The sequence below is a fragment of the Saccharothrix sp. AJ9571 genome (genome assembly GCF_021725495.1).
In the GTDB taxonomy this organism is placed as follows: Bacteria; Actinomycetota; Actinomycetes; order Mycobacteriales; family Pseudonocardiaceae; genus Amycolatopsis; species Amycolatopsis magusensis.
The window spans coordinates 9,449,710-9,463,468 of record NZ_CP091382.1; the positions used below are offsets into that span (position 1 = coordinate 9,449,710).

General features: G+C 71.5%; 11 protein-coding genes. 6 read left to right on the forward strand and 5 right to left on the reverse strand.

The features are described from left to right. Positions 1-12: 12 nt before the first annotated feature. The 3 genes from L3Q67_RS42915 to L3Q67_RS42925 are packed head-to-tail and all read right to left on the reverse strand — an operon-like array spanning position 13 to position 3,208. Complete coding sequence (locus tag L3Q67_RS42915) at positions 13-1,503, reverse strand: bifunctional precorrin-2 C(20)-methyltransferase/precorrin-3B C(17)-methyltransferase (RefSeq protein WP_499187119.1); 1,491 nt, start codon at positions 1,501-1,503, stop codon at positions 13-15. Further along, entirely contained in the window at positions 1,500-2,123 is a 624-nt protein-coding gene (locus L3Q67_RS42920; RefSeq protein WP_499187120.1) for a precorrin-8X methylmutase, read from the reverse strand. The genes L3Q67_RS42915 and L3Q67_RS42920 overlap by 4 nt, the downstream gene beginning before the upstream one ends. Next, positions 2,120-3,208 carry a 4Fe-4S domain-containing protein gene (locus L3Q67_RS42925; RefSeq protein WP_499191783.1) on the reverse strand — a complete coding sequence of 363 codons (1,089 nt, stop codon included), beginning with the start codon at positions 3,206-3,208 and terminating at the stop codon, positions 2,120-2,122. Before L3Q67_RS42925 ends, L3Q67_RS42920 begins: the two co-directional genes overlap by 4 nt. Before the next feature lie 165 nt (positions 3,209-3,373). Here L3Q67_RS42925 and L3Q67_RS42930 point away from each other — a divergent pair, with 165 nt between their 5' ends. From L3Q67_RS42930 to cobN, 4 genes are all read left to right on the forward strand, one after another. Continuing rightward, on the forward strand, positions 3,374-4,258 hold the full coding sequence (locus L3Q67_RS42930; protein WP_499191784.1) for an ABC transporter ATP-binding protein: 885 nt from the start codon (positions 3,374-3,376) through the stop codon (positions 4,256-4,258). After that, positions 4,255-5,109, forward strand: coding sequence for an ABC transporter permease (locus tag L3Q67_RS42935; RefSeq protein ID WP_499187121.1), 855 nt, complete (start codon positions 4,255-4,257; stop codon positions 5,107-5,109). Before L3Q67_RS42930 ends, L3Q67_RS42935 begins: the two co-directional genes overlap by 4 nt. Before the next feature lie 13 nt (positions 5,110-5,122). After that, on the forward strand, positions 5,123-5,362 hold the full coding sequence (locus L3Q67_RS42940) for a helix-turn-helix transcriptional regulator (RefSeq protein WP_153034440.1): 240 nt from the start codon (positions 5,123-5,125) through the stop codon (positions 5,360-5,362). 78 nt (positions 5,363-5,440) lie between these two features. Then, entirely contained in the window at positions 5,441-9,025 is a 3,585-nt protein-coding gene (cobN, locus tag L3Q67_RS42945; RefSeq protein ID WP_499187122.1) for a cobaltochelatase subunit CobN, read from the forward strand. A 123-nt stretch (positions 9,026-9,148) separates the two neighbouring features. Here cobN and L3Q67_RS42950 read toward each other — a convergent pair whose 3' ends face one another. Beyond that, on the reverse strand, positions 9,149-9,919 hold the full coding sequence (locus tag L3Q67_RS42950; RefSeq protein ID WP_499187123.1) for a S1 family peptidase: 771 nt from the start codon (positions 9,917-9,919) through the stop codon (positions 9,149-9,151). A 70-nt stretch (positions 9,920-9,989) separates the two neighbouring features. Then, positions 9,990-10,487: a pyridoxamine 5'-phosphate oxidase family protein gene (locus L3Q67_RS42955; RefSeq protein WP_499187124.1), complete on the reverse strand. Its 498-nt coding sequence runs from the start codon at positions 10,485-10,487 to the stop codon at positions 9,990-9,992. Between the two features lie 19 nt (positions 10,488-10,506). On the opposite strand from L3Q67_RS42955, the gene L3Q67_RS42960 reads away from it, so the two are divergent. Both L3Q67_RS42960 and L3Q67_RS42965 read left to right on the forward strand, forming a co-directional pair. Beyond that, positions 10,507-10,992 (forward strand): MarR family winged helix-turn-helix transcriptional regulator, encoded by a 486-nt coding sequence (locus L3Q67_RS42960; RefSeq protein ID WP_499187125.1) that lies wholly within the window; start codon positions 10,507-10,509, stop codon positions 10,990-10,992. Between the two features lie 110 nt (positions 10,993-11,102). Beyond that, positions 11,103-13,589, forward strand: coding sequence for a M14 family zinc carboxypeptidase (locus L3Q67_RS42965; protein WP_499187126.1), 2,487 nt, complete (start codon positions 11,103-11,105; stop codon positions 13,587-13,589). Positions 13,590-13,759: the final 170 nt, after the last annotated feature.

The window sequence follows — 13,759 nt, forward strand, 5'->3', positions numbered from 1 at the left end:
CACGAATGTGGCTCAGTAGGTGCGCGGCGTCCAGACGGTGCCGTCGGCGGCGCGGGTCCGGGACGAGCCCACGATGAGCAGGCAGCGCATGTCCACTTCGGCCGGATCCAGCGTGCCCAGTGTCACCACCCGCACCGATTCCTCCGGGCCGCCGACGTCGCGGGCCACCACGACCGGGGTGTCCGCGGAACGGTGGCGCAGCAGGATCGAGACGGCCGCGGCCAGCTGCGTGGTCCGGCTCCGCGAAGCCGGGTTGTAGATCGCCAGCACGAGGTCCGCGGCACCCACCGCGTCCAGCCGTCGTTCGATGATCTCCCACGGCTTCAACCGATCCGACAGCGAAAGCACGCAGTAGTCGTGGCCCAGCGGCGCACCCACCCTGGCGGCCGCGGCCTGTGCGGCGGTCACCCCCGGCAGCACCCGTACGGAAAGCGAAGCGAACCGCGGGTCCGCCGCCTGCTCCAAGACCGCCGAAGCCATCGCGAAGACACCCGGGTCCCCCGACGAGACCACGGCGACCGAAGCTCCGGACAGGGCCAGTTCCAGCGCGTCCACCGCCCGCTCGGCCTCCACCCGGTTCCCCGAGCTGTGCCGCTGCTGCCCGGCGCGTTGCGGCACCCGCGCCAGGTACGGGCCGTAGCCCACCAGGTGGTCCGCCTCGCCCAGCGCGGCGGCGGCTTCCGGGGTGAGCCAGTCCGGGCCGGCGGGACCGAGACCCACCACGACCACGGAACCCCCGGACGGGGTCTCGGCGGCGGGTTCCTCAGCGCCCCGGGTCCGCGAGGCGTAGGCCGGGCTCGGCAGCAGGGCCAGCGAGAAGTACGGCACCGATTCCGGATCGACCTCCGCCAGCCGCTCGACGCGTTGCGTGCCCCAGGTCGCGCGTTCGACGTACCAGGCGTCCTCGAGCTTGCCCGCCTCCGCGAACGCGTCGCGGACCGTGGTGAAGGTCCGCCCGAGCTTGAGCACCGCCGCCGCGTCCGCCTCGGCGAGCTTCATCGCCAGCTGCGGGCCGGGCAGCGTGCCCGGCAGCACGGTCAGCACCTCTTCCTTCTGCACCAACGGCAATCCGAGCACCGCGGCCGATCCGCTGACCGAGGTCACCCCGGGCACCACGTGCGCCTCGTACCGGTCGGCGAGCCGCTCGTGCATGTACATGTAGGAGCCGTAGAAGAACGGGTCGCCCTCGCACAGCACGACCACGCTCCGCCCGGCGTCGAGGTGCTCGGCGAGCCGCTTGGCGCTCAGCTCGTAGAACTCGGCGATCGCGCCGTCGTACCCGCCGGGGTGGTCGGTGGTCTCGGTGGTCACCGGGTAGACCAGCGCCTCCTCCAGCTGCCCTTCCCGCAGGTACGGCTCGGCGACCGAACGCGCGATGCTGCGCCCGTGCCGTGCGCTGTGGTAGGCGATCACGTCGGCTTCGGCGATCAGGCGCGCGGCCTTGATGGTGACCAGTTCCGGATCACCGGGGCCCAGTCCGACCCCGTAGAGCACGCCGCTCATTCGGTCTCACTCGCGATCGCGTTCACCGCGGCCACGGCCATGGCGCTGCCGCCCCGCCGCCCGCGCACCACCAGGTACGGCGCCGGCGCCCGCTCGGCCAGCGCCTCCTTCGACTCGACCGCGCCGACGAAACCCACCGGCACACCGATGATCGCGGCGGGGGCGCCCACACCCTCGTCGAGCAGTTCGAGCAGCCGGAACAACGCCGTCGGCGCGTTCCCGATGGCCACCACCGAACCGGGCAGCTTGTCGCGCCACAGTTCCAGCGCGGCGGCCGACCGGGTGGTGCCCATCCGCTCGGCCAGCCCGGGCACCGCCGGGTCGGACAGCGTGCACAGCACTTCGTTGGCCGCGGGCAGGCGCCCGCGGGTGATGCCACTGGCGATCATGGTGGCGTCGCAGAGCACCGGGGCGCCGCCCCGGAGCGCGGCCCGGCCCGACTCCACCACGTCCAGGGTGTAGCGCAGGTCCTCGACCAGGTCGACCATGCCGCAGGCGTGGATCATCCGCACCGCCACCGTCGAGAGGTCCTCGGGCAGCACGGCCAGATCGGCCTCCGCCCGGATGGTGGCGAAGGAGTGGCGGTAGATCTCCGCCCCGTCCCGGATGTAGTCGATCACTCGCGTCCTTCCCGCCACTCGTCCACCGACGAGAAACCCTGCCCGTCCACGAGGTACCCACCGGCGGTGGCCACCACGTCGACATGATCGCCCCGGGGTCTACCACAGCGTCGTTCGCACCCCGAAAAATGTGCCCGGAGACTCACCGGCAGCGCGGCGGCCACCCGGCTCGCGTCGGCGCGCACGTCCGCGTGGGACTTGGCGCACCCGGGCGAACCGATGCACGCGCTCAGCGCCACGCCCGGGGTCGCCGGGTCGACGAAGAACCCCGCCTCAGCGAGCGAAGGGTGCGCTGAGGGCAGCACGATCGACCGCCACGGGGTGACCACCACGCCCGGCGCCAGCGCGGCCAGGGCGCGGGCCTGCGCGCCGGAAAGGCAGCCGAACCAGGGCGCGACCACCCGGCCGCCGACCGGAGGCGGACCGGACCGGGGCGGCGCGACCGGCGTGACGACCGTCCCCAGTGGACGGACAGCGGCGAGCACCGCGTCGCGTGCGTCGGCCGATTCACGCAGCCGCCACGCGTCCCCGCGTGAGGCCACGAACGCCAACGCGGCGGTGACCAGCGCGGCAACCGCTCGTGCACGCTCCACGCGCACCCCGGTGTCCGTGCCATCGATCAGGAAAGCCCCGTCGCACCAGGTGACATCGGCGCGTTCACCGGCCACATCCCCGCGCCCGCTGTCGATCGCGAAGAGGAAGCGGCCCGGCAGCGCGGCGAGTTCCGGTTCCGCGCACACGGCCTCATCCAGCGCGGCGACCAGGTCGTCCACCTCCGGCACCGGCGAAGCGAGGTAGTTGCGCACCCGTTCATGGCTGAACCGCGGCAACAGCCCGGCGTCCGCGAGCCGGCGCGCCAGCCGTGGATCGTCCCGGTCGAGGCCCCGCAGTTGCAGGTTGCCCCGCGAAGTCAGGTGGAGTTCGCCGTCGCCGAGGTCCTCCGCGCAGGAGGCCAGGTCCCGCAACTGGGCGGCGGTGACCCGGCCACCGGGCAGCCGCACCCTGGCCAGCGCCCCGTCCGCCGCGTCGTGCGTGGCGAACACCCCGGGACAGGCGTCGGCTCGCTGACGGGTTTTCGCGTTCACCACGGTCACGGTCGCCACTGTAAGGGATGTAGTATGTGTACTATCATCCGCACTAGACATTAGATGGGGTGGTGAAGGTCTATGACGAGGGTGGGCGAACCGATCACCCGCGCGCCGGGACCGGGCAGCGCGAGTGGCCACGTGCTGGAGGTCCGCGACCTGCGGATGCGGTACGGCAGCAAGGACGTGCTCAAGGGGGTGGACTTCACCGCCTCCCGCGGCGAGGTCGTGGCACTGCTGGGGCCGAACGGAGCGGGCAAGACGACGACCATCGAGATCCTGGAGGGCTTCCGGATGCGGTCCGGGGGCTCGGCGTCCGTGCTGGGCGTGGACCCGGCACACGGCAACGAAGCCTGGCGTGCCCGGCTCGGCGTGGTACTGCAGTCGTGGCGTGACCACGGCCGCTTCCGCGTGCGGGACCTGCTCGCGCACCTCGGCCGGTACTACGCGCCGTTCGGCACCGACCAGATCAGCCGGCCGTGGGACACCGACCAGCTGATCGAGACGGTCGGGCTGACCGAGCACGCGGGCAAGCGGATCGGGCGGCTCTCCGGCGGGCAGCGCCGTCGTCTGGACGTGGCGATCGGCATCGTGGGCAAGCCGGAACTGCTGTTCCTCGACGAGCCGACCGCCGGGTTCGACCCGGAGGCCCGGCGCGAGTTCCACGACCTGGTGCACCGGCTCGCCGACGACGACGAGACCACGATCCTGCTCACCACGCACGACCTGGACGAGGCCGAGAAGCTGGCCGACCGCATCCTGATCCTGGCCGACGGCCGGATCATCGCCGACGGCTCGGCCGACGAGCTGTCCCGGCTGATCAGCGGCGAGGCGGAGATCCGCTGGACCCGCGACGGCCAGCGGTTCGTGCACCTGACCACCGAGTCCACCAAGTTCGTGCACGAGCTGTTCAAGCAGTACGGCGACGGGATCGGCGACCTGGAAGTGCGCCGGGCGTCGCTGGAGGACACCTACATGACGCTGGTGCGCCAGGCCGAGGCTGGCCAGGCCACCGACGCCGTCCGAGAGTTCACCGGGGAGCAGGCATGAACCCGATCACCAACGCCGTCCGCGCCGGCCTCGCCAGAGGACGGATCGAACTGCGCAACACGATGACCAGCGCGGAAGACCTGGCGGGCACGGTCATCCCGATGCTCATCCTGCTGGTCGTGATGATCTTCATGCGCGGCGCCACCGTGCCCGGCACGGAGTTCTCGCTCGGCAGCGCCGCGGTCCCCGGGGTGCTCGGCATGCAGGTGGTCTTCGGCGGCATGATCGGCGTGGCCGGACAGCTGATGGTCGACCGCGAGGACGGCACGCTGCTGCGCGCGAAGGCGACGCCGCACGGCATGCTCGGCTACCTGATCGGCAAGATCACCATGCTGTCGGCCACCGTGGTGGTCAGCCTGCTGGTGATCCTGGTGCCCGCGTTGCTCCTGTTCGACGGGCTGTTCGGGGGTGGCCTGGGTGCCTGGGCCGGTTTCGTCGCGGTGCTCGTGCTGGGCATGGCCGCCACCATGCCGCTGGGCGCGGCGATCGGCTCGCTGACCGCGAACCCGCGCAACATGGGCCTGGTCATGCTGCCGTTCATGGCGCTGGCGGCGATCTCGGGCATCTTCTACCCGATCTCGGCGCTGCCCGAATGGGTGCAGTGGATCGCGCAGGTCTTCCCGATGTACTGGCTCGGCCTCGGGATGCGCTCGGCGATGCTGCCGGACGCGCTGGTGGTCACCGAGATCGGCGAATCGTGGCGGCACCTGGAGACCATCGGCGTGCTCGGGGTGTGGTCGGCGGCCGGACTCGTGCTGGCGCCGATCTTGTTGCGTAGGATGGCCCGCCGTGAGTCGGGTTCGGCAGTGGCGGCCCGCCGGGAACGGGCGATGCAGCGGGTGGGGCCATGAGCGGTGAAGTCCGATGAGCGAGGCGATCTACAACCGGATCGCCGTGCTCCGGGCCGAACGGGGGATTTCGCGGCGGCAGCTGTCCGAGGCGCTCGGCGTGCACTACCAGACGATCGGTTACCTGGAGCGCGGCGAGTACAGCCCCAGCCTCTACCTGGCGCTGAAGATCGCGGAGTACTTCGAGGTGGCGGTCGAGGTGATCTTCTCGACCGCCCCGTTCCCCCGCATCGGTGACTCGGAGCGCTCGGCCTAGCGCCTAGATCACCTTGACGCGGCCGGGCGCGGGCCCGGAGAGTGAGAAGCCGATCCACACTACGGAGGCGGCCGCGTCATGATCCTGCTCCTGTCCACTTCGGACACCGATCTGCTCAGCGCCAGGGCGTCCGGCGCCGAGTACCGGCTGGCCAACCCGGCCCGGCTGGACCTCGCCGAGCTGCCGTCACTGCTCGACGGGGTGCCGGTGGTCGTGGTGCGCATCCTCGGCAACGAGCGGACCTGGCCCGAGGGGCTGGCCCAGGTCCGCGCCGGCGGGGCGCACGTGGTGGTGCTCGGCGGGGAGCAGGCGCCGGACGCGGAATTGATGCGGCTGTCCACCGTGCCCGCCGGGATCGCCGCCGAGGCGCACGCCTACCTCGCGCAGGGCGGCCCGGCGAACCTCGAGCAGCTGCACCGCTTCCTGTCGGACACGCTGCTGCTCACCGGCCACGGTTTCGAACCGCCGGTGGAGCAGCCGGCGTGGGGGGTGCTGGAGCGCGAGCAGCGGAACACCGACGGCCCGGTGGTGGCGATCCTGTACTACCGCGCCCACCAGCTCAGCGGGAACACCGCGTTCGTGCACGCGCTGGCCGGCGCGGTCGAGGACGCGGGCGGGCGGCCGCTGCCGATCTACTGCGCCACGCTGCGCTCCCGTGAACCGGAGATGATGGCGGAGCTGACCAAGGCGGACGCGCTGCTGGTCACCGTGCTGGCCGCGGGCGGCACCAAGCCGGCCGAAGCGGGCGCGGGCGGGGACGACGAGGCCTGGGACGTGGCCGAGTTCGCCGCGCTGGACATCCCGATCCTGCAGGCGCTCTGCCTGACCAACGACCACGAGACCTGGTCGGGCAACGACGAGGGCCTCTCCCCGATCGACGCGGCTTCGCAGGTCGCGGTGCCGGAGTTCGACGGCAGGCTGATCACCGTGCCGTTCTCCTTCAAGGAGACCGACAGCGACGGTCTGCCCCGCTACGTGCCGGACGTCGAACGCGCTTCACGGGTCGCGAAGATCGCGCTGGGGCACGCGCGGCTGCGCTACATCCCGCCCGCCGAACGCCGGATCGCGCTGGTGCTGTCCGCCTACCCGACCAAGCACTCCCGGGTGGGCAACGCGGTCGGGCTGGACACCCCGGCCAGCGCGGTCAAGCTGCTGCGCGCCATGCGTGAGCAGGGCTACGACCTCGGCGACGGCCTGCCCGGACTCGACCCGACCGGCACCGACCAACCCGACGGTGACGCCCTCATCCACGCGCTCATCGCCGCGGGCGGCCAGGACCCGGAGTGGCTGACGCAGGAACAACTGTCCGGCAACCCGATCCGCGTACCGGCGGCGCGCTACCGCGAATGGTTCGACGCGCTGCCCGAGGACCTGCGCGCGGACATGGAGGAGCACTGGGGCCCGCCGCCGGGTGAGCTGTACGTGGACAACGGCGACATCGTGCTGGCGTCGATCCAGGCGGGCAACGTGCTGCTGATGATCCAGCCGCCGCGCGGGTTCGGCGAGAACCCGGTGGCCATCTACCACAACCCGGACCTGCCGCCGAGCCACCACTACCTGGCTGCCTACCGCTGGCTGGAGGAGGACTTCGGCGCGCACGCCGCGGTCCACCTCGGCAAGCACGGCTCGCTGGAGTGGCTGCCGGGCAAGACGGCGGGGCTGAGCGCGTCGTGCGGGCCGGACGCGGTGCTGGGCAGCCTCCCGCTGATCTACCCGTTCCTGATCAACGATCCCGGTGAGGGCGCGCAGGCCAAGCGGCGCGCGCACGCGACCATCGTCGACCACCTCGTGCCGCCGATGGCCCGTGCCGAGAGCTACGGCGACATGGCGCGGCTGGAGCAACTGCTCGACGAGCACGCGAACATCGCCGCGATGGACCCGGCGAAGCTGCCCGCGATCCGCGCGCAGATCTGGACGCTGATCCAGGCGGCCAAGCTCGACCACGACCTCGGCGTGGAGGAACGCCCGCACGACGCGGAGTTCGACGACTTCCTGCTGCACATCGACGGCTGGCTGTGCGAGGTCAAGGACGCGCAGATCCGCGACGGCCTGCACATCCTCGGCGAGGCGCCGGAAGGTGAGGCCAGGGTGAACCTGGTGCTCGCCATGCTGCGGGCCCAGCAGATCTTCGGCGGTCAGCACGGTGCCGTGCCCGGCCTGCGGTCCGCCTTGGGGCTCAAGGAGAACAGCGACGCGCCGATGTCCGAAGTGGACGCCATCGAAGCGACAGCGCGCAAGCTCGTGGTCGCGATGGAGGAGCGGGACTGGGCACCGGAGGCGGTCGGCGCGGTGTGCACCGACGTGCTCGGCGCGCCGGACGAGACCGTCCACAAGGTACTGACCTTCGCCGCCGACGAGATCGTTCCGCGCCTGGCCGGGACCACCGCGGAGATCGACGCGGTGCTGCACGCGCTGGACGGCGGGTACATCGCGGCCGGGCCGAGCGGTTCCCCGTTGCGCGGGCTGATCAACGTGCTGCCCACCGGCCGCAACTTCTACACCGTGGACCCGAAGGCGATCCCGAGCAGGCTCGCCTGGGAAACCGGGCAGGCACTGGCGGATTCGCTGCTGCGGCGCTACCGCGAGGACACCGGCGAATGGCCACCGTCGGTCGGGTTGTCGGTGTGGGGCACCGCGGCGATGCGCACCTCCGGTGACGACGCCGCGGAAGTGCTGGCGCTGCTGGGCGTCCAGCCGGTGTGGGACGAGGCTTCGCGGCGGGTGACCGGGATCGAGGCGATCCCGCTGGCCGAACTGGGCCGCCCGCGCATCGACGTGACGGTCCGGATCAGCGGTTTCTTCCGCGACGCCTTCCCGCACGTGATCGAACTGCTCGACGACGCCGTCCGCCTGGTGGCCGGGCTGGACGAGCCGGAGTCGGAGAACTTCGTGCGCGCGCACGCTCGCGCGGACCTGGCCGAGCACGGCGACGAACGCCGCGCGACCACCCGCATCTTCGGCTCGAAACCGGGTTCCTACGGGGCCGGATTGCTGCCGCTGATGGACTCGGGCAACTGGCGCGACGACGCCGACCTCGCCGAGGTCTACGCGGTGTGGGGTGGTTACGCCTACGGCCGCGACCTCGACGGTGCCCCGGCCCGGCCGGACATGGAGACCGCGTACCGGCGGATCACCGTGGCGGCGAAGAACACCGACACCCGCGAGCACGACATCGCCGACTCGGACGACTACTTCCAGTACCACGGCGGCATGATCGCCACCGTGCGCGCGCTGACCGGGAAGGCGCCGGTGTCCTATGTGGGCGACAGCACCACCCCGGACGCGGTGCGGACCCGGACGCTCAGCGAAGAGACCGCGCGTGTGTTCCGCGCCCGGGTGGTCAACCCGCGCTGGCTGAGCGCGATGCGGCGGCACGGGTACAAGGGCGCCTTCGAGCTGGCGGCCACCGTGGACTACCTGTTCGGCTTCGACGCGACCGCGGGCGTGGTGCAGGACTGGATGTACGAGAAGCTCTCCGAGTCCTACGTGCTGGACAAGGAGAACCAGGAGTTCCTGAGCAAGGCGAACCCGTGGGCGCTGCGGGGCATCATCGAGCGGCTGAACGAGGCCGCCGACCGGGGCCTGTGGGCCGAACCGGACCCGGACCTGCTGGCCCGCATGCGCGAGGTCTACCTCCAACTGGAAGGCGACCTGGAGGAGTGACCGCAGCTGAATGCTATGAGTGGGGCATTACTTGCGTTGAATGCTAGTAATGCCCCACTCATAGCATTGGCCCTACCGAATCGGCTGGCTGGAGTCGCTGGAGTCGCGGCGGCGGTGCCGGTGCTAGCTCGCTTGTTGTTCGGCGATCCAGTCCTGGTAGACGGTGACATCGGTCCACACGCCGAGGCCGCTGGCGCACTTCGGGTCCTCGTCACCGTCGCGGCTGGTGGCCCCGATCAGTTCCCACTCCCCCGGCCTGCCCTTGATCTGCGGCCCGCCCGAGTCGCCGTAGCAGCCCATGGCGTTCGGCGTGTCGGTCCCGGTGCAGATCTCCTTGCCCGCGACGAAGTTGCTGCAGTCCGTGTCCGGCATGACCTTGGTGTCCAGCTCCTGGAGGATCTCCGGCGCCCCGCAGTCCTCCTCGACGCAGTGCTCGCCCCAGCCGAGGATCCGCGTCGCCGTGCCCGCGTCACCGGCGGCGCCGGCGATTCCGATCGGCGTCTCGGTCACCGGCTTGTCCAGCTGCAGCAGCGCGATGTCCCCGCCCGGCGGGTTCATCCCGGCGTAGTCCGGGTGCACGATGATCCGGCTGACCCCGGTTTCGGTGCCGCCGCTGCCGTGTTCCCGCGTCCCGACCCTGGTGGTGACCTCCTCCGGCGGCGCCCCCTGGACGCAGTGCGCCGCGGTCACCACCCAGTCCGCGCTGATCAGCGAGCCACCGCAGAAGTGGTTGCCACCCTGCTGCAGCGAGACCATGAACGAGTAGTCCTCGGTGGCGTCGCGCCCGCCGATGATGAACGGCGTCGGCCCACCGGCCGCCGCGGCGATCCCCGGTGCCAGTACCGCGCCCGCGGCGGCCAGTCCGGCCACCAGCGCCCCTGTCCTGTGAAGCATTTACGTGATCTCCCCGTAGACGACGATTTGCTGACGGGGGTCACACTATGGGGTGACGGCCATCACTGGATCAGCCCTTCGGCCCGGTGGCCATCGGCCGGATGGCCGACCCGCGGCGCCAGGCCGACTCGGCCGTTCGCAGGCGCCAAGGACGCAGTCGCAGCACGGTGAACCGTGCGTCCAGCGGGTCGTCGACCCCGAGTATCCGCAGGTCGAAGCCCAGCGGCGGCTCGGCGGCGCCGAAGAGGTCCCACACGTGCCGCCGGTCATCCGGGGAGTCCGCGTATTCCGCGTCGCACTCCGCGACGGCCACCTCCTGCCGCGGATCCCAGTACGAACACGACACGTACGGCGTGCACGCCAGGTGAGCGCGCTTCAGCGGAGTCGGGCGCGTGGTCACCCAGCCGGTGAGCGAATCACCCACCCGTTCCCAGTACGGGTGCACCACGCGTGACCGCGGCCTGCCAAGCCGGTCGACGGTGGCCATCGAGCACCAGACCACCCGGTGGGCCACGCGCACGAATTCGTCGAGCACTTCGACCGGGGGCACCGCCGTTTCCACAACCATGGTTGTGTACTTTAGCGGCATGAGCGAGCCCCCGATAGAGCCGAGCCGGACCGAGCTGTCCCTGATCGCGTTGTTCGCCGGCTGGGCGATGACCGGCGAGGTGCAGCGGCGGATGGGCGGCGACGGCTTCGGCGAACTGCGGTTCAACGACGGGTTCGTGGTGCAGCACGTGCTCGCCGGGCCGCTGACCGTCTCCGCGCTGGCCACGCGCATGGGCGTCACGCAGCAGGCGGCGTCCAAGGCGGTGGCCGACCTGGTTCGCCGGGGCGTGCTCACCAGGAAGCCCGCGCCGGGTGACGGCCGGGCGCGCCTGCTCGAACTGACCGGCTTCGGCCGCGACTCGATCGAATCGGCGCGACGGCACCGCGCCGCACTGGAGTCCGAACTGGAAGCGGAGTGGGGTGCCGGCCGGGTCGCGGACGCACGCGCGCTGCTGACGGAAATTCTCCACCGCCTCGGTGGCGCGGAAGCCGTGCGCGGGCGCCGTGTACGGCCACCGGAGTGACCGACTTTCGGCCCATCGCCTAACCCCCGCCGACCGTCTACAGTCCTCATCCGGTGCACCCGGCGGGGCGAATCCCCTGTGGGGCAACAAATTTCTGGGAGGGCCTGGCAGTGGGCAATTCACCGGAACGACTCAGACTTCGGCGTACGGTCACCGCGGGGGCGCTGGCCGTCGCGCTCGCGGGCGGGCTGGCTTCGGCCACCACCGCGACCGCCGCCGACAACGTGGTGCGAGCGGACAAATCGGTCGCGCGCTCGTGTTTCGCCGCGCCGTTGCCGAAGAACACGCCGGGCGCGGACCGCCGTGAGGTCACCGCCTCGGTGAATGGTCTGGTCCAGGCCCGGCTCTCGCCCTCGCGCGGCAGCGAAGGCGACTGGGACCTCGCCGTGTTCGACAAGGCCACCGGCAAGGTGGTCGCCGCTTCCGCCGGGCTGCGCACCCGCGAACTGGCCGAGAGCTTCGTGAAGCAGGGCCAGCAGCTCGTCGTGCAGGCGTGCCGCTACAACGGGCCGGCGCGCAACGCCGTGCTCGGCGTGGACTTCCTGGCGCTGACCCCGCAGGGCACCGCACCGGAGAAGGCCGAACTGGTCCGCGTGCACACCCCGGCCAAGGCGGACAAGGACCGGCTGCTCGACCTCGGCCTGGACGTCACCGAGAAGGCCGACGCCACCGGTGTCGAGGTGGTGCTGGCCGGTGCCGAGGACCGCGGCAAGCTGGCCGCCAGCGGGCTCCAGTCCACTGTGGTCATCCCCGACCTGTCGGCGAAGTCGGTGCAGAACGCCAAGACCGACGCCGAGTTCGCGGCCAAGGCGCCGCCGTCGGTGCTGCCGTCCGGGCGCACCGCGTACCGCCACCTCTACGACTACGAGTTCGAGGTCAAGGAACTCGCGCGCGCCAACCCGAACCTGGTGCGTGCGTTCGCGCTGCCCGAGGCCACCATCGAAGGCCGTGACGTGGTCGCCGCCGAGGTCGCCACGAACGTCTCGAACCCCGCCGACGGCAAGCCGGTGAACTTCACCATGGGCGTGCACCACGCCCGTGAGTGGCCGGCCGGCGAGCACGCCATGGAGTGGCTGCACGACCTGGTCAAGGGCTACCGGACGAACAACGCCGAGCTGAAGAACCTGGTGGGGCGCACCCGCAACATCGTGGTGCCGATCGTCAACCCCGACGGCTTCTCCATCTCCCGCGAAGCCGAGCCGCGCGGGGACTTCACCCTCTTCGACTACGAGATGAAGCGCAAGAACTGCAACGCCGCCGACTCGCCGCCGCAGTACGCCACCGGGGTCTGCAAGGCGAACCCGGCGGGCAGGCTGCGCGGCACCGACCCGAACCGCAACTACGCCGGGTTCTGGGGCGGCCCCGGCGCGGCGACGGCGTGGAGCGACGACACCTTCCGCGGTTCCGGCCCGTTCTCCGAGCCGGAGACCCGCAACATCCGCTCGATCGTGTCCTCGCGGCAGGTGACCAACCTGATCACCCTGCACACCTACTCGAACCTGGTGCTGCGGGTGCCCGGCGTGGCCGACGTGTGGCCGCCGCTGGACGAGCCCGCCTACGCCGCGCTCGGCGCGAAGATGGCTTCCCGCAACGGGTACACCAACCAGCCGTCGTGGGCGCTCTACGACACCACCGGGTCCACCGAGGACTGGTCGTACTGGGCCACCGGCGGCTGGGGCTTCACCTTCGAGATCGGCCCGAACGAGTTCCACCCGCCGTTCGCCGACGGCGTGATCGCCGAGTACGCCGGGATCGCCCCGGCGGCGGGCGCGGGCAAGGGCGGCAACCGCCAGGCGTTCATCGACATGCTCGCCAACGCGGCCGACCCGGCGGCGCACTCCACGCTGATCGGCTCGGCACCCAAGGGCTACGAACTGAAGCTGCACAAGACCTTCCAGACGCCGACCTCGGCGGTGCAGAACCCGGACGGCTCGACCGGCGCACCGATCTACGTGACCGACAAGCTGGATTCGAAGCTGACCACCACCGGCGGCCGGTTCGCCTGGTCGGTCAACCCGTCCACCCGCCCGTACGTGGCCGGTCGCTACGGCCGCGACCCGCAGGGCCCGGCGCAGGCCGGGATCCCGCTGGCCAACCCGGCGGGCGTTCCGGCGGAGAACACCGACTACCCGAACGACGACGTCAACGTGGAAAGCGTGCCGTTCCACGTCGACGGGCTGCCCGCGGTGGACAACGGCAGGCTGACCGTGGCCGTGGACTGGGCCAGCACGGCCACCGACTGGGACGTCTACGTGTTCGACTCGACCGGCAAGCTGGTCACCCAGTCGGCGAACGGCAGCACCAGGCAGGAGCGGGCGGTGATGTTCGACCCGCCTGCCGGTGACTACCTCGCCGTGTTCGTCAACTACGACCAGGTGGACCCGGCCGCGCCGGACGACTGGACCGCGCGCGTCGAGTTCGCCTCGCCGCTGCCGACCACCTACGGGCCCAAGGAGGCGTACACGCTCACCTGCACCTCGCCGCGCGGCAAGATCGTCGGGCTGACCGACGTGTTCGCCGATCGCGGGCAGACGGTGGACGTGGGCGAGGTCTGCACCCGCTCGGCCCGCGCCACGAAGGAGCGCAACGGGGGCTGACCCCGCGGCAGGAACGACGCCCCGGCGGGCATCACCCGCCGGGGCGTCTTCGCGCTGCGAGCCGGGCACCGCCCCCGCAGGCTGTACGCGTGACCGGCGAGACGCCGCTGTGGGTGTCCGCCGACCAGCTCGGCCCGCACGTCCGCGACGGCCGGAGCTCGCCGGTCGGG

Coding starts and splice junctions, on each gene's coding strand:
- L3Q67_RS42915 (WP_499187119.1), bottom strand. CDS start 1,503: ATGAGCGGCGTGCTCTACGGGGTCGGACTGGGCCCCGGTGATCCGGAA.
- L3Q67_RS42930 (WP_499191784.1), top strand. CDS start 3,374: ATGCGGTACGGCAGCAAGGACGTGCTCAAGGGGGTGGACTTCACCGCC.
- L3Q67_RS42935 (WP_499187121.1), top strand. CDS start 4,255: ATGAACCCGATCACCAACGCCGTCCGCGCCGGCCTCGCCAGAGGACGG.
- L3Q67_RS42940 (WP_153034440.1), top strand. CDS start 5,123: ATGAGCGAGGCGATCTACAACCGGATCGCCGTGCTCCGGGCCGAACGG.
- cobN (WP_499187122.1), top strand. CDS start 5,441: ATGATCCTGCTCCTGTCCACTTCGGACACCGATCTGCTCAGCGCCAGG.
- L3Q67_RS42950 (WP_499187123.1), bottom strand. CDS start 9,919: ATGCTTCACAGGACAGGGGCGCTGGTGGCCGGACTGGCCGCCGCGGGC.
- L3Q67_RS42955 (WP_499187124.1), bottom strand. CDS start 10,487: ATGGTTGTGGAAACGGCGGTGCCCCCGGTCGAAGTGCTCGACGAATTC.
- L3Q67_RS42960 (WP_499187125.1), top strand. CDS start 10,507: ATGAGCGAGCCCCCGATAGAGCCGAGCCGGACCGAGCTGTCCCTGATC.